Here is a 20,470-nt window from a genome sequence, read left to right as displayed (position 1 = left end):
GGTTCAGATGGCAAGGAGCGTGCGGAGGCCGACTCCCGCCTCCATGTCGGCAACCGCTTCTCCCAGTTCCTGTAACGGCCGCCTGGCGGTGATGAGGGCCTCCAGGTCGAGCCGGCCGGATCGATGCAGTTCGATGATCATGGGGACGTCGCGAAGTGAGTTCACCCCGCCGAGTAGGCAGCCCATCAGCCGTTTGCCGGAGACGGCGAAGAACGTCGGCGACAACTGGATCGACTCGTCGATCGGTCCTGCCCCCACCAGCACGGTGGTGCCGCCGTTGCGCGTGGCGGCCAGAGCGGTCTCCACCACCGCCGCCGACCCGACGGCCTCAAAGGCACAATCGACTCCGATGTTGTTGGTGACCCGCTGCACGGTCGAGATCACGTCGGCGCTTCGAGGGTCGACCAGGTCGGTTGCGCCAACATCGGAAGCCAGATCCAGTCGGTGAGGCTGCGGGTCGGAGACGACGATGCGCGATGCCCCGGCGATGCGGGCGCCCGCCACCACCGACATGCCGACGCCACCCAGTCCCAGCACCGCCACCGTGTCGCCCGGGCGCACCCGAGCGGTGTTGAACACGGCGCCCAGCCCGGTTTGGACGGCGCATCCGATGACGGCGGCGACGTCCAGCGGAACGTCGTCGGGCACCACGATCACCGCGTTTTGGTCGGCCAACACCCGTTGGGCGAAACCCCCGACGCCCAAGCCCCGGTAGACAACCTCCCCATGGAGCGAGAGGGCCGTAGAGCCGTCGGGGAAGGCGTTGGTCAGCAACGAAATCGAGTTGACGCAATGGCTCGCCTGATCGCGCACGCACCAGTAGCAGGTGCCGCACGGGGGGATGGGCGTGAGTACCACCGCATCGCCGACGGCCAGGCGGGTGACGCCGGAGCCCAGCTCGGCAACCCGCCCTGCAGCTTCGTGACCCAGCACGATCGGCAGCGGTGCCGGATGCACTCCGGTCAGCAGCGACAGGTCGCTATGACACAATCCGCACCACTCGACGTCGACGGTCACCTGGCCGGGTCCGGGACCCGCCACCTCCAGATCGTCGGTCATCGTCACCGGTTCGCCGGCTGTCTCCAACAGTGCTGCTCTCATCGGCACCTCCCCGTTGGGAAGTGTGCCACGCCGACCTGGCCGGGTTGGCCTACCCCGCTCGCAGAATCACCTGCGGCTGGTCGCCGTCCAGGATGGAGACCGTTTCGTCCAGGTGATACCCGGCAGGATGTTCGAAATCGATCAGACCGGCGGGTTCGAGCAAACGATTCTTGACGATGTGGCGCACCAGCGCGCCCTTGAGCAGCTTGTTCCAGTGCGACACGGTGCGTCCGGAGGCGTCGAGGAACCGCACGGTGATCCGTCGATGGCTGGGCACCTCCGCAGGGGTCCATGCGGCCGAATGCTCACCGGGCAGCAGATCCCAGATCACGGCGCCACGAAGGTGGTCGGCGAGCGCTGCGGTGAGGTGGGGCCGCCACCAGGTGGACAGCCGGCCCATCGGAGCGAGGGCGTCGCCGGGGCCGAGGCGGTGATCGGGCATCGGGTCGCCCAGCGCCGAGACGCCGGACAGGCCGTTGAAGACCAGCACCGAGCCACGGGCTCGCCGCCGGGCGGTCTCGTCCAGCGTCGGATAGTCCAGCTCTCGAAACAACACGCCGGAGAATCGATCCACCACACGGCGGGTCGGTGCGTCGCCAAGGCCGGCGGCTGCCACCACCTGCGCCCGGCGGGCATCAAGGTCGGCGAGGGCCGAAACTCCTGGGGCCCAGGGCCGTCCGGTGCCCCCATCGGTGGTTCCGCGGCTGTGGGGGAGGAGGATCGAGAGTTTGCGCACGGCCATGGGTGTAGGTCGGCGGGGCTGCGGTGGGCAAGTCCTGTGACCGGGTGGGACCGAAGGGCCTGCGGCGGACAGGTCAGCCGAAGCTGCGCCGCAGTGCTGCCTTGTCCACCTTGCCCATCGTGTTGCGCGGCAGGGCATCGGTCAGGTGAACCTGCCGGGGGAGCTTGTAGGCCGATAACCGTTCCCGGGCCGGTGCCACCAACTGTTCGCAGAACTCGTCGGACGGGGCGGGGCCGGTGTCGGGCACGACGATGGCGGTGACCTGCTGGCCCCAGTGGTCGTCTGGCAGGCCGATGACCGCCACCTCGGCCACCCCGGGTTGGCCTTCCAAGACGGCTTCCACCTCGGCGGGGTACACGTTGAGCCCTCCCGAGATGATCAGGTCCTTGGAGCGTCCAACCAGGTGGAGGTAGCCGTCAGCATCGAAGCGACCCAGGTCGCCGGTGCGAAACCAGGGCTGTTGGGCCGGCCCTTCCGCATGGTCGTCATCGGCCGCCGACGCTCGATCCGCCGGGTCGGGTGGGCGACCCCAGTAGTGCTCAAACACGCTTGGCCCGCGCACCTCCACCATGCCGACCTCCGTCGCCCGCCCCGGCCGGTCGGCATCGTCAAACGACCCCAGACGCACCTCCACCCCGGGCAGGGGCAGTCCCACCGACCCGGGCTTGCGGATGCCGTCGATTGGGTTGGAGGCGAGCATCAGGGTTTCGGTCATGCCGTAGCGCTCCACGACCTCAAGGCCGGTGCGGTCGGCGATGTGTTGAAACGTGACCGCCGGAAGTGGGGCCGACCCGGAGATGAGCAATCTGACGGATGCGCATGTTGCGCGGTCAAAGCCGGAGTCCTCCAAGAGGCGCACGAAGTGGGTGGGTACCCCCATGAACATCGTGGCCTTCCGAAGCCCGTCGATCACCTCGGTGGCATCAAATCGGTCGATCCACCGCATCGACGAGCCAGACGCCAGCACGCAGCCCACGGCCACGAACAGGCCGTGGGCATGATGGATGGGCAGAGCGTGCACCAGCACATCGTGTTCGGTGAACCGCCACGCGTCCACCAGTGCATGGGCGTTGGCGCTCAGCGCCGCGCCGGTGATCGGCACGCCCTTGGGGCGACCGGTGGTGCCCGAGGTGTAGAGCATGGCGGCGATTTGGTCTGGGCCTGGCGTGGGGTTGGGCCAATCGCCTGGTTGGGGCTCTGGTGCCCCAGCGGGTGCCGCTCCCACCATGTCGCAGAGTGCGCGGTTGCCGTCGATCACCACCCGCGGCTCGGCATCGTCGATCACCTGATTCAGCTCGGTGGTCGTGGCCGTTGGTGCCACAGGGGTCCAGACGGCGCCGAGGCGGAGCGCCGCAAGGTAGGCGATGAGCATCTCGACCGACTTCGGCGCCCGAACCACCACCCGTTCGCCCGGGGTGGCGCCCACCCCGGCGAGCCGTTGGGCGCTCGCTCCGGCCCAGCCCCAGACGTCGGCGTAGGTCAGCGCCGCGCCGGATCCGTGGGCCGAAAGGAGGGGCCGATGGCCGAACCGTTCGACGGTCGCCGCGACAACCTCGACGAAGTGAGGCGTGGCGTTTGATGTCGGAGGCCGGTGCGTCGCACTCACAGGAGCTGTCCCGTCAACTCGTCAGCGAAGGGCGAGGCAGGCCGGGCAACCGGGTGCCCGAGGGCTGATCAAGGTGGTGTGCGGTGTCGATGGCGGCCGTCTCCTGACCTCGTCGGATGGTGGTTGCAACCTACCGCCGGAGGAAGTCCGCCGAAGCGGGCGTCATTGCTGAAATGGCCGTCGCCCGGCTGGCGGAGCGTGAAGGGCCGTGCCCCGCCGGACCGCTCAAGGTTCGCACCTCTAGCCTGCTTGTCATGGCCCTCGACAGCTCGACCGCATCCGGTGCGTCTCAGCCCGACGTCACCGCGTCACCGGCGCCGACCTCGCGATCCCTCGGATCGACGGCAACGTCGATCGCGGCCGACGCCGCCGTCGTGGTGGCCTTTGTGCTGATGGGACGAAACAATCACGACGAAGGCCTTACTCCGGCCTCCGTCCTCGGTGTGGCGGCACCGTTTCTGATCGCGCTGTGCGCGGCGTGGGTTGTGATGCTCCTGGCGACACGCCGCACGGTTGCAACGACCGGCCGAACCCTCTCGGTGCAACGGCTGTGGCCCGCAGGCATCGCATTGTGGGTCACGACGGCGGTCGGTGGTCTGGTGCTTCGCAACCTGGTCTTTGGAGACGGCACCGCTGCAAGCTTTGTGGTGGTGACCTGCGTGGTGTTGGGAGTTGGCATGCTGGGCTGGCGGGCGGTATGGACGGCGGCCACTCGGGCACGTTGACCGCCGACCGTGGTTGCCGGTCGCCTGAGCGGTTTCACCTACGCTGAGGCGGGTGAGAGGTGTCGGCTCCGAGCCGTTGGAGGAGTTCGTTGCGCGGATGGCCGAACGGGTGGCCGACCCGGGCCGCACCGCTGCGGTTCGTGCGACCGGCATGCTCGACTCTCAAACCGAGGCGGCGTTCGATCGAATCGCCCTGATGGCATCCCGACTTCTCGAGGCTCCCTTCGGGTTTGTGACCTTCGTCGACGAGCAGCGTTCGTTTTGGAAGGCCTGCGCTGGTGTGGACGTCGCCGATCCGGCCGGGCGGCAGAGCTCCGTGTCGGAATCGTTCTGCCAATACGTCATCGGGCTGGGCGAAGCGTTGTTGGTGGACGACGTCCGTCTGGACGAACGCACGATGCACAACCCGTCCATCGAATCGATGGGGGTGGCGGCCTGGGCCGGAGTGCCGTTGCGTTCTCCAGAGGGCGAGGTGCTGGGCACGGTGTGCGTGGTGGACACCGACGTTCGCCGTTGGAACGACGATGATGCCCGCCTGCTCGACGAGTTGTCCGCCCTGACCACGGAACTCCTGGCTGCCCGGCGCGCTCACGAAGATGCCAGTCAGGCCAGAGCGGCACTGATCGACGTGGCCGAACACGTACGGTCGCGTGGCTGGCTCGACGTGTTGGCTCACCTCACCCGGCGGCTGAGCGGCGCCAAGTCGGTTGACGAGGTGGCCGAGGCCATCGATTCCAACGGTGCTGCCGTGGTGGGGGCCGACCGGTTGGTGGTTGGCCATCTGGAGGCCGAGTCGGGTCTGATCGTTTTGGTCGGACACGACGCTGGCCGGGGCGGCGAGCGGCTCGACCCAACGCAGGCGGGCTCAGCCCCATTTGCGTTGGCGCTGAGGTCGGGAAAAACGGTTGCGGTCGGGAGTAGCGCGCAACGGGTCGACGAATACCCCGATGGGGTGATGCTCGCCGATTCGTTGGGCGCCGAGGCCACGGCCACGGTGCCGTTGCGCACATCGGAAGGCAGCATCCTGGGGGTGTTGATCGCGTGTTGGAGCGATGAGATGTCACCGGGCGTGATGCCCCTCTCGCAGTTGGAGGTGATGGCCGAGGTGTGTGCCCAGAGCATTGCTCGTGCACGTCTGGCCGACGACCGACGGGCACTGGTGGCGTCGCTCCAGACGGCACTGCTCAGTCCGCCGCCCCCGGTGGCAGGGGTGGACCTTGCCGTGCGATACGTGCCGGCCCTCGACTCGCTGGGGTTCGGTGGCGACTGGTACGACGTCGTCCCGCTCGATGGGCACCGTGTGGCGGTGATCGTGGGGGACGTGGTCGGTCACAATGCCGCGGCGGCCGCCCGCATGTCGCAGGTGCGCACCGTGATCGCGACCCTGGCCCAGACCGGCATGCCCATCTCGGAGCTGTTCGCAGGTTGCGACAAGGTGCTGGCACCCCGGTCTCAGTCGACGATGGCAACCGTGGCGGTGGTGGTGGTCAACACGGCCCAACGCACCCTGACCTCGACGCTGGCCGGCCATCCGACACCCTTGTTGGCCTCCCCGGATGGATCGGTTGACGTGCTCGCAGCCAGCCTACGCCCGCCGCTGGGCGTCGGATCGTCCCTCAGCAGGCCGGAGACCGTGTCCTATTCCCCGGGCTCAGTGCTGCTCGCCTACACCGACGGTCTCGCCGAAACCCGCGACGGCGATGTGGACACCGACCTGCTGGCACTGTCGGCACGGTTTGGGCGACTGTCTCATCTGCCCCCGGAGCAACAGGCCGACCGGCTGTTGGCCGAAACCTCGCACGGGTTGGGGCACCGCGACGACGTGGCACTGGTCGTTGCCCGTTTGCTGTAAAAGCGCTTGCGGTTCTAGCGCGAGATTGCAGCCCGAATGTTGGTGAGGAGGTCGTCCTCGGCGTCGTGGTACACGGTGGTGATGCCGGTGCCCCGCTGATGGGCTGCGGCGATCCAATCCATCACGCGGTGGCAGTCGTCCTCGGTGCGCACCCGGGTGATCGAACCCAACTGGGTGGTGGGGTTCTTGGGGTCCATGCACACCGCCAGGGGCAGTACGTCCTGACATTCCAACATGATCTTCATCGTGCCGGGGTAGAGCGGCTGGAGGTGCATGCTGGGACCTTCGTGGTCCTCGCCTCGGAAGCCCTGCCAGGCGTTGCGCACGCGTGCGGCGAAGTTGGCAGCCAAGGACAGATCCTGTGAACCGCTGGCGGCCATGGCCAGCAACTGTCCGCCCTGTGCCAGGTAACGGCTGAGGTCGGCTCGCATCAGCATGTTGGAGGCCCGCACCAGTTCGGGGTCGATCCGTGCGCGCCGTCGAGAGTGGGTTTGCGGCAGCGAGAGAAAGGTGCGTGCCATGTTGGCCACCACGCTGAGTGCGGGGATGCCGAATGCCTGCCGGGTGGTGACCATGCGGCTCACCATGATGTTGAAATGCTCTGCAAGGTCCTCCTGTGCCAGTTCCTCCTCGAGGACGCCGTAGGTGCGTCCGTCGCACATTGCCGTGGTCAATCCGGCAAGTACCACGGCAATGTCCACGATGTCGCCGTGGTTGGTGATCAGCGCCAGGTTGCGCCCGTCCAGCATCAGGCGCTGGTAGATGTCGGCGATCATGTCGGCGCGCATCGGGTTGGCAAACGGGGCGGCGATCTGCGTGTCGAAAATTGGTGATGCGGTGCGGGCGTAAAGCTTCACCGTCTCGATGCCCTGCGGCTCCGGATCGACATACGTCGCCTGCGGATGGTGGAACGGCACGTCCGGATCGAATTCCAGGGGGCTCAACACCGAACTCTGATCCACTCTGGCCAGACCCGAAACGGTGTCGAAGTACTCCTTCGGGTCCTCCGCCTGCAGGAGCGCGCGGGCCCATGCCTCGGGGTCGTCGCCGTGTTCGCCTCCGCCCGGTTCCTCCTCCGGTTGTCGTCGCTCCCGGGCCTCGCCCCAGGCTTCTTCCAGCCGCTCTCGAAATCGGCCTGGTCGGCGGTCTGGGATGTCGTCCGGTTTCTCGCCGGGCACGGTGTTGGTCGGCACGGTGTTGGTCGGCACGGTGTTGGTCGGCACGGTGTTGGTCGGCACGGTGTTGGTCGGCTGAGCCTCCATCGGCTGGTCTTCCTCGGGCACTGCTTCCTCGCATGTGTCGGCGTTCGGGTGGGAATCAGTCTGGTCGAGGGCTGGGCCATCGATGGTGACCGAGGGCCGGTCGATGTCGCCGTTGCTGCCGGGGCCCCGGGTGTGTGGTTGAGACGTGGTCATCGGGGTTCTGACCTCGGTCGGCGCCGGGAGGTCACATCTCAGGCGTGTGTAGCGGCCATCACATCTGCTCGGCGGAGCTACCAGGTGTCGATGTTGGGTCGTCGACGAGAGGCGGCTGTTCGGCCGGTCGAAGTACCGAGCAGCGCTGTGATGATCCAGCGCCGGGTGTCCGCCGGGTCGATCACATCGTCGATCTCAAACTGTGCCGCCACGTTGGCCGCCCTCCCGTTTGTGTAGGCCAGCTCCACCATCGAATCGAACAGACGCTGTCTGGCTTCGGCATCGCGCTCGGCATCGAGTTCGGCCCTGAACCCCAGACGCACCGCACCTTCCAGGCCCATGCCGCCCAGCTCGCCGGTTGGCCAGGCCACGACGAACTCCGGTGCTTTGAAGCTGCCGGCCGCCATGGCCTGCGCGCCAAGGCCATAGGCCTTTCGCAGGATGACGGTGGCGCACGGCACCGACAGGTTGGCGCCGGTCACGAACAGGCGGCTCATGTGGCGGACCGCGGCGGCGGCCTCCGAGGCGGGACCAACCATGAACCCGGGGGTATCGCACAAAAACAGCACCGGCAGGCCGTGGGCGTCGCACATCTGGAGGAATCGCGCCGCCTTGTCGGCCCCCTCGGTGTCGATGGCGCCGCCGAGGTGTGCCGGATCGTTGGCCAGGATCGCCACTGGGCGGCCGTCGATACGGGCCAGCGAGGTGATCATGCCGGGAGCGAAACCAGCTCTGAGTTCCAGGTGGCTGTCGGTGTCCACCAGGGTTTCCACCACGGCGCGGACGTTGTAGACCTGAAGGCGGTTCTCCGGGATCAGGTGGCGGAGGTCCCGCTGGTCGGCCGCCGAGTTGGCGGCCCCGTCGGTTGTTGCACTGTCGGTTGTTGCACTGTCGGTTGTTGCACTGTCGGTTGTTGTACCGGCTGAGCCGCGGGCGGTTGCGTCGGCGTCCTGGAAGTACGTCAGGTAGCGCCTGGCGACATCCACCGCCTCGGCGTCGTCGCCCACCCGAATGTCCACCACCCCATTGGCATGCTGGGTGTCGATGGGACCGATGTCCTCGGGAGCGAACTCGCCCAGGCCGCCGCCGGAGATCATGGCGGGTCCGCCCATGCCGATGTTGGCGTCCTCGGTGGCGATGATCACGTCGCAGCAGCCGAGCAGTGCGGCGTTTCCGGCGAAGCATCGGCCCGAGGCGATGCCTACCAGCGGAACGGTGCCGGACAGGCGTCCGAACAGATAAAACGCCATCGTGTCGAGACCCGACACCACGGTGGTGTCGGTATCGCCGGGCCGTCCCCCGCCACCCTCGGCGAACAGCACCACCGGCAGCCGTTGGCGCTCGGCCAGCTCGAAGAGCCGGTCCTTTTTCCGGTGGTTCTGGTGGCCCTGCGTGCCGGCGAGCACCGTGTAGTCGTACGACATCACCACCACGCGTGCCCGCTCCGGCCCAACCCGGTCGACGCCGATCGTTGCGATGCCGCCGATCAGGCCGTCCGCCGGGGTGTGGGCGATCAGGTCGTCCTCGCTGCGGCGTCGACGCTGGGCGGCAATCACCAGCGGGCCGTACTCGATGAACGACCCGTCGTCGATGAGGTCCTCGACGTTTTCCCTGGCGGTTCGCCGACCCCTGCTGTGAACCTTCCTCACCGCGTCGGGCCTCCCCGCATCCAACCCGGCGCGGTGCCGAGACAACACCCGATCGAGGTCGTCCCGGATGAGGGCGAGGTCCACGTGCGTCGGCGTCACCTCCGGTTCGTCGATCGAAGCGACGAACCGAAGCTCCATCACGTTGGTGCCGGCGGAGATCTGGGCGCCCACATCGATCGACACCGACATCACCATGGCGGCGGCCGGAGCCACCAGGTCGTGGTGCATCTTCATCGACTCGATGACCGCAAGCACCATGCCCTTTGCCACCCGGTCGCCGGGTCCGACCCGCACCTCCAGCACCCGGCCCTGGACCGGCGAGGTGATCATCGAACGGTCGACGCGAGCGCCGGAATCGCTCCCGGCCCGGGCGTCGGAATCGGAATTGGCGTCGGGCTCACCCATCACCCGAGCCTGTCACGGTCTGATGGCCGACGGGACAGCTCAATGGTTCCGAATACTGAACCCCACAGTTGATCCGCCGGTTGATCCGCCGGTTGATCCGCTGTTGGGGTTGTTGCGGGCCCAGGTGGTGCCACCCAGGCCGGCGGCCACCGACGCCACGATGGCCAGGCCCAGGCCTGATCCGGGTGCCGCCCGAGCGGCTTTCGAACGGTGGAATCGTTCGAAGACAAAGGGCAGGTCCTCGGGCGGTATGCCGGGTCCGTGGTCGGTGACCTCGATCAACACCGTGCCGTGAGCCGATTCGTCCGGGCCGCCCCCGTCGACTGGCGCCGATCGAACCGTCAGCGTTGGAGAAGCCGACCCGGCGTTGCTGAACTTCAAGGCGTTGTCCACCAGGTTGGCCATGGCCCGTTCCACCTGGGCCGGGGATCCCCACGCGGTGACCGCGTCGGCTTCGACCAGCACCTCGCGCCCGGTGCGACGTCGTGCGCGCCGCGCCACCCGTTCGGCCAGTCGGGCCAGGTCGAGCTCCGCCGGGATGGTGGCGTCGTGACGGTCGGTTGCCAGCTCGACGATTTCGTTGGTCAGCTTCGACAGCTCGGTGACCTCGGCGTCAAGGTCGGCCAGCAGCGGAGCGCGCTCGGCCTCGGGCAACTCGGGGTACCTGGCCAGCACCTCCAGGTTGAGCCGAAGGCTGGTCAGGGGAGTTCGTAGCTCGTGCCCGGCGTCCTCCACCAGCGCCCGCTGCTGGGCACGGCTGGCCTCGAGCTCGGTCACCATCGTCGAAAAGCTGCCGGCGAGCTGACCGACCTCGTCCGACCCGGCGGCGGGAAGCGGCTCCGACAGCTGGCCGGTGGCGGCGAGTTCCCTGGTGGCCAGCCTCAGCCGATCGAGCGAGCCGGTCGCCCGGCGGGTCAGCCACCACCCCAGCGCAGCGGCGGCCGCCACCACCAGTGCGCCGACCAGCGCCGACCGACGTCGGAGGTCACCGGTGACCGATCGCACCTCGTCGAGCGATCGCTCCGCCACGATGGCTCCCGTGCCGGGGAGCGGCACGGTGAGCGCTCGAACTTCGCCGGATTCAACGCTCCGGGTGCTGAACACCCCGGTGGTGGCTCGGCCCGGACGGCGGGGGTCCCCAGCGCCCTCCAGCCGTGCGAGTGCGCGGTCGCCGTCGGTGATCGAGTTGACCTCGAAACCGAACGACGACGAAACCTCGCCCCGATCCGACAGCAGCGCCACACCCACGGGACCCAGCTGAAGCCCCTGCGGCGGAGCCGGTCGGGGTCGTGACGGTCGACCGCGACCGGGGACGAGCGTCTCCGCCCTGGTGGCCGCGTCGACCAACGAACGATCCACCTCCTGGTCCAGGCGGTTGCCGATCAACGTCGACGAGGTGAAGGTCACCACGCTCACGGCCAACGCCACCAGCGCTGCCGAGAGCAAGGCCAACTTCAGGCGCAGGCTCATCGTGGGTTCATCGGGCCTGTGGCGACAGCACGTAACCCACGCCGCGCACGGTGTGGATCAGCCGGGATTCGCCGTGGGCCTCGGTCTTGCGGCGAAGGTAACGCACGTAGACGGCCAGGTTGTTGGAGTCGCCGTAGTCGTAGCCCCACACCTGTTCGTAGAGGGCGCCGTGTCCCAGCACGATCTCGGTGTTGCGGGCCAGCATGGCCAGCAGGTCGAACTCGGTGCGTGACAACTCAAGCTCGCGGTCGCCCCGCCACGCCCGCCGGGCGGATTCGTTCAGCCGGAGGTCCGCCACCTCCAGTTCGTCCTGGCTGCTTTCGGGCTCGTCGGCTGATCGGCGACGAAGCAGCGCCCGTAGTCGGGCGAGCAGCTCGTCGAGGGCGTAGGGCTTGGGCAGGTAGTCATCCGCGCCTGCGTCCAGCCCCCGAACCCGGTCGCCCACGCCGTCCCGGGCGGTCAACATCAGGATCGGCGTGGCGTCGCCGCGTTGACGGAGTGCGGTGGCTACACCGACGCCGTCCAGGTGCGGCAACATCAGGTCGAGCACCACCACGTCGGCCCTGCGGTGCGTCTGGGCCTCGAGCGCGGCTCGGCCGTCGGCGACGGTCGACACGTCGTATCCCTCCAGCCGAAGGGCACGGTCGAGGGCTTCGCGCGCGGCCCGGTCGTCCTCGACCACCAGCACCGAGACGGTCGAGTTGTGGGTCGGTTGGTCGGGCATCGGCCCAGTCTCACCGATCGACGGGCGATCATGGGGCTGCATCGCTGTGTCCCATGGGATTCCCATGTGCTTCTCATCTCGTTCTCATCTTGGACGGCCACACTGGAAGTTGCCAGGGGTCCAGGTCGAGATCGATCGTCCGCAGCGCCCAACAGTCCAGGAGGAGCATCCATGCAACCCGGTTCAGACAGCCACGACCACGACCTTGATGAGCCCGCATCCGGTGCGGGTCCCGAGACGGGTCGGCGCGGATTTACCAAGGGGCGGATGGCCGTCGGCATGGTGGGAGGAGCGAGCTTGTTGGCGTTGGGCGCCGTGTTGGGCGGTCCGGTGGCGGGCGCACTGACCGGTGGTACCGAACCGTCGGCGGCCTCGTCGCCAACCACCAGCGCCAAGGCGGGGTCGGACGAAAAGAGCGATGCCGACGCAACCGCAGACCACCCCGGTGATGCCGATGGGGACGCCGATGCGGGGGGTCCGGGTCGGTGCGAGGGCGATCGCGGTGGCCCACACGGTCGGGGTCCGGGTGCCGATCGAGGTCCGGGCGGCCGCGATGGTAGGGGTGGCTTCTTGAAGGCACTGGTGGACGACGGCACGCTCACCGATGATCAGGCGACGGCGTTGCGAAAGCTGTTCGTCGAGCATCGCCCGGAGCGTCCAGCCGAAGCTGACCGACCTGCGGCCGGCGACCGGCCGACGGAGGCCGAGCGCACCAAGGCCAGGGAGGCGCGTGAGGCCGCACGCACCAAGGCGCTGGATGAGACGCTGAGCGCCGCGGTTGACGCCGGGACGATCGATCAGAAGGAGGCCGACGCCGTCCGCTCCAAGGCCGAGGATCTCAAAGCCCAGCGGCCCGAACGGCCGGAGAAGTCAGGCGATGATGCGGACGCCGGGAAGGGCTCCGCCACGGATGGGTCTGGTGGCTGACCCTCCTCGCCGGGCACCGGTGACGGGGTTCGGCGGGTGCCGGGGCGTCGCGTAACCTGGCTTCATGGCCAACGTCACCATCTATCACAACCCCAATTGAGGCTCCTCCAACAATGCCGTGAGCATTGCTGAGGAACTTGGAGTGGACTACGTCGCGGTGAACTACCGAAAGGAGCCGCCTGATGAGGCGACCCTTCGCGACATTCTCGGCAAGCTGGAGGACGAGCCGACCGCTTTGGTGCGGCGCGACGCGCTCTTCAAGAAGCTGGAGTTGACCGACGCCGACGTGTCGACCGTCGATCAGATCGTCGAGACGATTCTGGCCAACAAGATGATCATGCAACGACCCGTGGTGGTCGTTGGCGACACCGCCATCATCGGTCGTCCCAAGGAGCGCATCCGCGAGTTGCTCGGCGGCTGATCCTGGTGAGCCAGGGCCATGGCTGGACGAGTTGATCGCAAGCGGCGGTCACCTGCGATGCGGGCCCCGGCGGCTGCTTCGGATGTCAGGTGTGGTCGAAGTCTTCGGGGAACGGATCGTTGGGCTCGTCGTCGGCGGTGGCTGCGCCCTCGTCGTGTGCGATCCATGGACGGGTGCCCCGGCGTGAAACCTCGCCGGGCAGCGTCGGCGGTGGCGCGGCGGGCGGAAGCGGTGATTCAACGGCGGGCAGTTCGGTGGCCTCGACCGGAGCTGGACCCTCCACCTGACCCTGCCCGGTGATGGTCTTCATCTCACCGGTGAGGTGACGCACCTCGCCGGTGGACTGGCGGACCCCGCCGGTGGCCAGTTGTTGGATCTCGGAGGTGTCGTTGCGCTGGTCCACCAGCTTGGGGCGCGACGTTTCGCCGGCGGCCGGACGTGCCGGTACCTCGGAAATCGGTGTGTCTCCGGTGCGTCGCGGTCGCCGGGCTGGAGGGGCACCTCCGGGCGGTGGCACGTCCGAACCGTCGCTGCTCAATGGTTCGATCGCCCGCTGGGCACCAAGGCCGCCACGCTGCCCGGCGATCAACTGCGCCTTCTTCTGGTAGGCGGTAAAGCTGTGGTTACCCATCATCAACTCGGCCGCCACCGCGGCGAGCAGGCCTGGAACCACAAAGCCGGGTCGTCCGGTGGTCTCGGCCACGAACATCACCGAAGCCAGCGGCACCCGGTATCCGGCGCCGAGCACGGCGGCGATGCCGATCACCGGAAACAAGGTGCTGTTGTTTGACCCGATCAACTCGCCCGTCAGGCGGCCCAGCAGCGCGCCTGCCACGACGAGTGGTACGAACAGGCCACCTGGGATCCCCCCTGCGACCGCCGCCGCCGTTCCCAGGTTTCTGGCCACCAGGATCACCACCAAGGCCCAAATCGCACGGTTGTCCTCCAGCGCCCAATTCACCAGGCCGTAGCCGGGGCCGAGCACGCCGGACGTGTCGGCGGCCATACGCACCGCGACGCTGGTGCCCGAGATGACCACGCCGGCCAGCAGCAGGCGCCGCCAGTCGGGTCCCCGGGTCGACAATCGCTTGGCAAGCGCGATAGCGGAAGCACCCCATCGGGCGACCAGCCCGGCCAAGGCGCCCACCAGCAGCGCGATGGCCAACTGCGGCACCATCACATCGGCCGGACCGGTGACGGGAAACAGCGGTTCGTTTCCGAGGATGATCGAGAAGGTCACGTAGCCCGTCGACGCACCGATCAGAGCCGGCAGCAGGGAACTGTGGGCAAGGTCACCCTGGTACGGGGATTCGATGGCGAAGATGGCGCCTGTGGCCGGCGCGCGGAACACTGCGGCAACGCCGCCGGCCGCCCCCGCCACCAGCAACAGGCGATGATCGATCCGTCCGAAGAGCCTGGGCAGACGGCGTTGCACGGTGGAGCCGGCCGACGCCCCCAGATAGATCGCCGGACCCTCCAATCCCAGCATGTTGCCAGTGCCCAGGGCAACGATGCTGGCAATGACGCGCCCACGAAAGGGTTTGCCGCCCAGGACACCGCCTTCCTGGTGAAAGCGCTTGAAGTACTCGTCCGACGTCGAAGGCGACGCTCCGCCTCCGATCGTTCGCATGATCACGTGAGCTGCGAGCATCCCGGCTGGGGGGATGATCGCCGCGGTCCACAGCGGGAAATCTCGAAAGAGTTCCAGCAGCGTGAAAACGCTCCAGTCGAAGACGACTGCGGCCAGACCTGCCAGGGCGCCGACCAGCGCCGACACCAGAAGTACCTCGCGGGTGGCGCGTCCGAGTTCCTTCAGCTCCTCCGGATCGGGGGTCGAGGGCAGGAATCTCCACACGTGGTCCGACGGTACAGGCTGGCGGGCTTGCTTCGGTGGTCGGGAGGGAGTGCCGACCGACCCATCGCAGCCCTAGCGTGTCGGTGTGACGCGACGCGGTGATGAACCACGAGCCAATGTGGAGGTTGATACGTCGGCGTGGCCGGTGGTGGACCTGGTCGTGAACGATGCGCAGAGTGCCGTGGTGGCGCCGTTCGTTGGCCTGCGTGATCGACCCCTGCGCGAGCGCGGCGGCGCCGATTGGCCACATGGTCGGTTTCTGGTCGAGGGCGACGTCGTGGTGGCGCGGGCGCTTGCAGCGGGCCACCGGTTGTTGAGCCTGCTGATCGAGCAGGGTCGACGCCGGCCCCTGCCCGACGGCGTGGCAGCGGCCCGAGCCGCCGGAGCGCAGGTGATCGGTGCGGGTCCGGGCCTGGTGCTGGCCATTACCGGCTCGGCGACGCACAGCGGGTGCCTGGGCCTGTTTGCCCGCCCGGCGCCCGCCGATCCCGCCGACGTGGTGGTCGATCGCCGGAGCGTTGTGGTGACCGAGGGTGTCGCCAACCCGGTCAACCTGGGTCTGATCGCCCGCAGCGCGGTTGCGATGGGGGCGGAGGCTCTGCTGTTGGATCCGAGCAGCGCTGATCCGCTGTATCGTCGGTCCTCCCGGGTGTCGATGGGCGAGGTGTTCGCCGTGCCCCACGCGCGGGTGGAGCAGCTGCCGGGTGGTCTCGAGCCGCTGACCGCGGCCGGCTTTGAAGTGTGGGCGTTGACGCCGGAGCGTGACGCCGTCGATATCGCGCACCTGCAGGTGGGCCCGGATGCCCCCGTGGCGTTGTTGGTGGGCTCGGAGGGCCCCGGGTTGAGCGCTGCGTCGCTGGCGGCGGCCCAGCGACGGGTTCGCATCCCGGTGTCTGGCGGGGTCGACTCGCTCAACGTCGGTGCAGCCGCTGCCGTTGCGGCCTACGCGCTCGGGCGTGCCAGGACGCATGCACCGGAGGCCGAGACAGGTGGCACAGGCCGACGTGAGGGTTGATTCCGTGGCATACCCGAACCCGAACCCGACCCTTGCAGCGGCGCTGGACCGCGGCCCGATCGTTGCCGACGGTGGGCTGTCCACCGTCTTGGACCAACTCGGGACCCCGGCGTCCGGGCCGTTGTGGACCGGTGAGGTGCTGGCCTCCCGGCCCGACCAGGTGCGACGGGCCCATCGGGCCATGTTGGACGCCGGGGCGCAGGTGATACTGGCCTCCGGGTATCAGGTGAGCGGTCGCACCGCGCTGCTGTCAGGACGGTCCGCAGCGACCGCCGATCGGTTGCTCGTTGAGGCGAACCGGCTGGTGCGCGAGGCCCGGGATGGTTGGGCGGCCAATGCTGAAACGTCATCGGCAGCCTCGCCGGCGCCTATCTCGGCCACTGCGACGGCATCTGTCCCGGCCGCCTCGACGGCGTCTGTCTCGGCGGGGTGCGCCGGTCGAGCCTGGGTCGCTGCCTCCATCGGACCGTTCGGTGCGGCGCTGGCCGACGGTTCGGAGTATCAGGGTGAGTACGGGCTCACGGTGGCGGCGCTGACCGCGTTCCATCGGGAGCGTTTGGACGTACTCGCCGCCGCTCAGGCGAGCCCGCCGACCTCGGTCGACGTGTGGTGGTTCGAGACCGTGCCTGATCCGGACGAGGTGGCGGCGCTGGTTGCGGGGCTGGCGCCGGTGTTGGCCGAACTGGATGTTGCCCGTCTGCCGGTGCCGGAGGTGATCGTGACCATGACGGTGGGGCGTGATGGGCGGGTGCCCACCGGCGCGCCCATCGATGAGGCCTTGGCGCCGATGCTGCGGCTCGACCCAACCGACCCGGCACGGCCTGTGGCGTTGGGGGTCAACTGCTGTGCGCCCCAGGATGTGGCTCCGGCGCTCGACCGCCTGGCCATGTCCACCGATCTGTCATTGGTGGCCAAACCAAACCTGGGCGGCACGTGGGATCACGTCGCCGGTGCATTTGTTGGTGCTGTTTCAGACGGGAGTTCATCGGCCGGTCACCGGCCCCTGGAGGCGTGGCTCGATCTTGGTGCGCGGCTGATCGGGGGGTGCTGTGGCACCGGGACCTTCCAGTTGTCACGCATTGCGGCCCAACTCGCCAACCTCGGGCCCGCCGAAGGACACGAAACACGCTGAGGTTTCCGACCTGAATGGAAGCGGATCTGGTGCGGTGGAGATCGACGTGATGGTGCCTGCCACGAGGTCCCACAACCCAACTGCGCCCGTCAGCTTCTAACTTGGGGCCATGGCGTCACCCGAGATCACACCAGAGAGCGGCGAGACAGGCGACGGACCCAGAGCGGGCACTGCAAGTTTTCTGGTGTTGGCCAACCGATTGCCGGTCCGGCGGGTGACCGGCGTCGACGGCACCGGTTGGGAAACCAGTCCGGGTGGATTGGTCACCGCGTTGGCCCCGTTGCTGGCCGGGCGCACCGACGCCCAATGGTTGGGATGGTCCGGCACCACGGGCACCGACGAGGACGGCTCGATCGAGGTTGACGGCATCTCCCTGGTGCCGGTGCCGTTGTCGCGGGGCGAGGTGGAGCTCTTCTACGAGGGCTTTGCCAACCGCACGTTGTGGCCGTTGTACCACGACTCCATCGTGCGTTCGGAGTACCACCGCACCTGGTGGGATGCCTACCGCACCGTCAACCGTCGTTTCGCCAAGGCGGCCGCAATGTGGGCGGCACCGGGGGCAGCGGTGTGGGTGCACGACTACCACCTGCAGCTCGTTCCTGGCATGCTGCGGGAGCTCCGGCCCGATCTTCGCATCGGGTTCTTTCTGCACATCCCGTTTCCACCCGTCGAGTTGTTTCTGCAGCTCCCCTGGAGGCGCACGATCACCGAGGGCCTGCTGGGCGCCGACGTGGTTGGGTTTCAGACCGAGGGCGGTGCGGCCAACTTTCGTCGCCTGGCCGGGCTGGTGACCGAAGCAGAGGTGAACGACCACGAGGTGACCATGCGGGGCCGGTCCGTGCGTGTGGAGACCTTTGGTATCGGCGTGGATACCAAGACGCTGGAGTCCATGGCGGCCGACCCGCAGATGCAGGCCCGTGCGAAGGAGGTCAGGGAGAGCCTGGGCAATCCGGAGCGCGTGCTGTTGGGGGTGGACCGTCTGGATTACACCAAGGGACTGGCTCGCCGGCTTCGCGCCTTTCGGGAGCTGTTGGAGGAGGGCCGCCTCACCGTGGGCCGACACGTGCTCGTTCAGGTGGCCGAGCCAACGCGGGAGAACGTCCGGGATTACGCCGATTTCCGCGACCGAATCGACCGCATGGTGGGGGAGATCAACGGTGATTACGGCGAGGTGGGCGCCGTGCCGATGCACTATCTGCACCGGCACCACGACCTGGAGGAGTTGGTGGCGTTGTACCTGGCCGCCGACGTGATGTTGGTGACGGCGGTGCGCGACGGCATGAACCTGGTGTGCAAGGAGTATGTGGCCACCCGGACCGATGACTCCGGCGTCCTGGTCCTGTCGGAGTTTGCCGGTGCCGCCGAGACGATGGTGGATGCGCTGCTGGTGAATCCCTACGACATCGACGGGTTGAAACTGGCGATCGAGCAGGCGGTCACGATGGGGCCCGACGCGCAGGCCCGTCGCATGTCGGCGCTGCGCGAGGCCGTCGTGGCCAGCGACGTCCATCGCTGGGCCGATGCCTGGTTGGACGCGCTCGGCGTGGCACGTTGAGCGAGCAACACGCGCCGATGAACATCGCTGAGCTCGGGCGGGGCCTGGAGCCCTCCTTGAGGAGGGCGCTCGTCCGGGTCGCCTCGGTGGAAACCTTGCTGGTCGCCTGCGACTACGACGGCACCCTGGCACCGATCGTGGACGATCCGGCCGAGGCCCGCCCGCAGCCTCGGGCCATGGAGGTGCTCGGTGAGTTGGCCGGCACCGCCGGGACCTGGGCCAGCCTGGTGTCGGGCCGGTCCTTGCAGCAGCTCATCGAGCTGTCCGGCCCGCCGGCGACCGTTGGACTGGTGGGCAGCCACGGCGCCGAACATCTGGCGCCGCTTGGTTCGGACGGACGAGTCGGGTCGGATCCAGCGGTGGCCTCTGGTGATCCGGGCGTCAGCGGTCACCATGACGCCGAATCCGCAGCGTTGCTGGAGGCGCTGATCGCCGATGTTGCCGATGAGGTGTCGCGTCTGCCGGGCAGTCGGCTGGAACCCAAACCGGTGGGGGTGGCGTTCCACTATCGCCAGGCCGACCAGAGCGTTGCAGCGAAAACCGCCGACGCCTTGATCGAACGGCTCTCGGCCCGCCCGGGGGTTCACGTTCGGGTGGGAAAGATGGTGGCGGAGTTTGCCGTGGACGGGGCGGACAAGGGGCAGGCGCTGCTGCGGCTCATCGGCCAGACCGGGCCCGATGCCACCGTGTTCGTGGGCGATGACGTAACCGATGAGGATGGCTTTGCCGTGCTCGGCGAAGGTGATCTTGGTATCAAGGTCGGCGCCGGTGAGACGGCCGCGTCGCATCGGGTTGCATCGCCCGCCGACGTGGTGGAGGTGCTGTCGGTACTGGCGCAGTTGCGCCGTGCCGGCGCCGGAATCGAGTAGGTGTTGGGGCCGATCGTCGGGCTGTTTGGAGTGGCCGGTACGTGGTGACGGTGGGCCTGATCCTGGCTTTCGCGGTGGCCGCCGGTCGCTGGTTGCGTCCCCCGGAGTCCACCGTGGCGGCGGTCGACTGGGTGATCATCAACCTGGCGTTGCCGGCGGTGGTGTTACACACGATCCCGCAGTTGCAGCTCACCACCGATGCAGTGGTGCCCGTGGTCACGGCGTGGTGCATGGTGTTCGTCGGCGCCGCGGCGGTGTGGGTGGTGGCACGGCGGGCCGGGTGGTCGCGGGAGGTCACCGGCGCGTTGTTGTTGGTGGTGCCGTTGGGCAATACCAGCTTTCTTGGATTTCCTGCCGTGGAGGCGCTGCTGGGCACCGATGCGCTACCGACCGCCGTGCTTTACGACCAACTGGGGACCTTCCTGGCGTTGACCACCTACGGCGCGGTTGTGGCCGCCCGATATGGCGCAGGCAGCGCCGACGGACCCGGTGTGGTCCTGCGGCGGGTGCTCGTCTTCCCGCCGTTCGTGGCGCTCATGGTGGGCTTTGGGCTTCGAGGGGTGATGTTGCCGGAGGCGATCGTCGGCTCGTTGGAGTTGCTGTCGGTCACCCTCACCCCGCTGGCCATGGTGTCGATCGGCCTGCGGCTGGCAGGTCGACGACTCCAAACACCGACGGCGCCGGTTGCCTTCGGGCTGGCGGTTCGCCTGGCGTTCATGCCGGCGCTCGTGCTGGCGGCGGCCGCGTTGTTCAACGGCTCGGGTCCGGCCTGGGATGCCTCGGTGCTGGAGGCGGGCATGCCTCCGATGGTCACCGCCGGCATTGTGGCAACCGCCTCCGGCCTGGACGACGACACCGTCGTATCCATGGTGGGCATCGGCCTGGTGCTCGCCTTGGCGACGGTGCCGCTCTGGGCGTTGGTTCTTGGCCCGTGATCAGCGACACGCTTCACTGCGCGGGTCCGCAGGTGGTCGTGGCCGCTTGCGTGTGACGTCAAACGAGGAGGA

At 68.2% G+C, this 20,470-nt stretch carries 17 protein-coding genes; 9 read left to right on the top strand and 8 right to left on the bottom strand.

Annotated features, from left to right (window positions below):
• Positions 1–3: 3 nt before the first annotated feature.
• The 3 genes from MPARV_RS0104630 to MPARV_RS0104620 form a co-directional block, all read right to left on the bottom strand.
• Complete coding sequence (locus MPARV_RS0104630) at positions 4–1,101, bottom strand: Zn-dependent alcohol dehydrogenase (protein ID WP_012227009.1); 1,098 nt, start codon at positions 1,099–1,101, stop codon at positions 4–6.
• A 49-nt stretch (positions 1,102–1,150) separates the two neighbouring features.
• Positions 1,151–1,837: a peroxide stress protein YaaA gene (gene yaaA, locus MPARV_RS0104625; protein ID WP_157789458.1), complete on the bottom strand. Its 687-nt coding sequence runs from the start codon at positions 1,835–1,837 to the stop codon at positions 1,151–1,153.
• 79 nt (positions 1,838–1,916) lie between these two features.
• Positions 1,917–3,449: an AMP-binding protein gene (locus MPARV_RS0104620; protein WP_020377414.1), complete on the bottom strand. Its 1,533-nt coding sequence runs from the start codon at positions 3,447–3,449 to the stop codon at positions 1,917–1,919.
• A gap of 254 nt (positions 3,450–3,703) precedes the next feature.
• Here MPARV_RS0104620 and MPARV_RS22215 point away from each other — a divergent pair, with 254 nt between their 5' ends.
• Positions 3,704–4,174, top strand: a complete 471-nt coding sequence (locus tag MPARV_RS22215; RefSeq protein WP_157789457.1) for a DUF3054 domain-containing protein — start codon at positions 3,704–3,706, stop codon at positions 4,172–4,174.
• A 52-nt stretch (positions 4,175–4,226) separates the two neighbouring features.
• Positions 4,227–6,026 carry a GAF domain-containing SpoIIE family protein phosphatase gene (locus MPARV_RS0104610; protein ID WP_020377413.1) on the top strand — a complete coding sequence of 600 codons (1,800 nt, stop codon included), beginning with the start codon at positions 4,227–4,229 and terminating at the stop codon, positions 6,024–6,026.
• 14 nt (positions 6,027–6,040) lie between these two features.
• Here MPARV_RS0104610 and MPARV_RS0104605 read toward each other — a convergent pair whose 3' ends face one another.
• From MPARV_RS0104605 to MPARV_RS0104590, 4 genes are all read right to left on the bottom strand, one after another.
• Positions 6,041–7,441 carry a hypothetical protein gene (locus tag MPARV_RS0104605; protein ID WP_020377412.1) on the bottom strand — a complete coding sequence of 467 codons (1,401 nt, stop codon included), beginning with the start codon at positions 7,439–7,441 and terminating at the stop codon, positions 6,041–6,043.
• Between the two features lie 77 nt (positions 7,442–7,518).
• Positions 7,519–9,495, bottom strand: a complete 1,977-nt coding sequence (locus MPARV_RS0104600) for a carboxyl transferase domain-containing protein (protein WP_012226993.1) — start codon at positions 9,493–9,495, stop codon at positions 7,519–7,521.
• Positions 9,496–9,534: 39 nt separating this feature from the next.
• Positions 9,535–10,965 (bottom strand): sensor histidine kinase, encoded by a 1,431-nt coding sequence (locus MPARV_RS0104595; RefSeq protein ID WP_012226991.1) that lies wholly within the window; start codon positions 10,963–10,965, stop codon positions 9,535–9,537.
• 7 nt (positions 10,966–10,972) lie between these two features.
• Positions 10,973–11,689, bottom strand: a complete 717-nt coding sequence (locus tag MPARV_RS0104590) for a response regulator transcription factor (protein ID WP_012226989.1) — start codon at positions 11,687–11,689, stop codon at positions 10,973–10,975.
• A gap of 171 nt (positions 11,690–11,860) precedes the next feature.
• Between MPARV_RS0104590 and MPARV_RS0104585 the strand changes: the two genes are divergently transcribed.
• Together MPARV_RS0104585 and MPARV_RS0104580 are read left to right on the top strand one after the other, a co-directional pair.
• Positions 11,861–12,616: a hypothetical protein gene (locus tag MPARV_RS0104585; protein WP_012226980.1), complete on the top strand. Its 756-nt coding sequence runs from the start codon at positions 11,861–11,863 to the stop codon at positions 12,614–12,616.
• A 118-nt stretch (positions 12,617–12,734) separates the two neighbouring features.
• Complete coding sequence (locus MPARV_RS0104580) at positions 12,735–13,037, top strand: arsenate reductase family protein (RefSeq protein WP_020377411.1); 303 nt, start codon at positions 12,735–12,737, stop codon at positions 13,035–13,037.
• An 85-nt stretch (positions 13,038–13,122) separates the two neighbouring features.
• Here MPARV_RS0104580 and MPARV_RS0104575 read toward each other — a convergent pair whose 3' ends face one another.
• Entirely contained in the window at positions 13,123–14,892 is a 1,770-nt protein-coding gene (locus tag MPARV_RS0104575) for a chloride channel protein (RefSeq protein WP_012226976.1), read from the bottom strand.
• 85 nt (positions 14,893–14,977) lie between these two features.
• Between MPARV_RS0104575 and MPARV_RS0104570 the strand changes: the two genes are divergently transcribed.
• The 5 genes from MPARV_RS0104570 to MPARV_RS0104550 all read left to right on the top strand — a co-directional run bounded on the left by MPARV_RS0104570 (position 14,978) and on the right by MPARV_RS0104550 (position 20,398).
• Positions 14,978–15,907, top strand: coding sequence for a TrmH family RNA methyltransferase (locus MPARV_RS0104570; protein ID WP_081582078.1), 930 nt, complete (start codon positions 14,978–14,980; stop codon positions 15,905–15,907).
• A gap of 4 nt (positions 15,908–15,911) precedes the next feature.
• Positions 15,912–17,039, top strand: coding sequence for a homocysteine S-methyltransferase (gene mmuM / locus MPARV_RS0104565; protein ID WP_157789456.1), 1,128 nt, complete (start codon positions 15,912–15,914; stop codon positions 17,037–17,039).
• Positions 17,040–17,148: 109 nt separating this feature from the next.
• Positions 17,149–18,594 carry an alpha,alpha-trehalose-phosphate synthase (UDP-forming) gene (locus MPARV_RS0104560; RefSeq protein ID WP_012226968.1) on the top strand — a complete coding sequence of 482 codons (1,446 nt, stop codon included), beginning with the start codon at positions 17,149–17,151 and terminating at the stop codon, positions 18,592–18,594.
• Between the two features lie 17 nt (positions 18,595–18,611).
• A complete protein-coding gene (gene otsB, locus MPARV_RS0104555; RefSeq protein ID WP_020377408.1) occupies positions 18,612–19,463 on the top strand; it encodes a trehalose-phosphatase in 852 nt (283 codons plus the stop codon).
• 41 nt (positions 19,464–19,504) lie between these two features.
• Positions 19,505–20,398, top strand: a complete 894-nt coding sequence (locus MPARV_RS0104550) for an AEC family transporter (RefSeq protein ID WP_020377407.1) — start codon at positions 19,505–19,507, stop codon at positions 20,396–20,398.
• The last annotated feature ends 72 nt before the right edge of the window (positions 20,399–20,470 follow it).

The sequence above is a fragment of the Candidatus Microthrix parvicella Bio17-1 genome, from assembly GCF_000299415.1.
Taxonomy (GTDB): domain Bacteria; phylum Actinomycetota; class Acidimicrobiia; order Acidimicrobiales; family Microtrichaceae; genus Microthrix; species Microthrix parvicella.
Note: the sequence above shows the minus strand (reverse complement) of the source record. Positions and strands in the feature narration are given on the sequence as shown.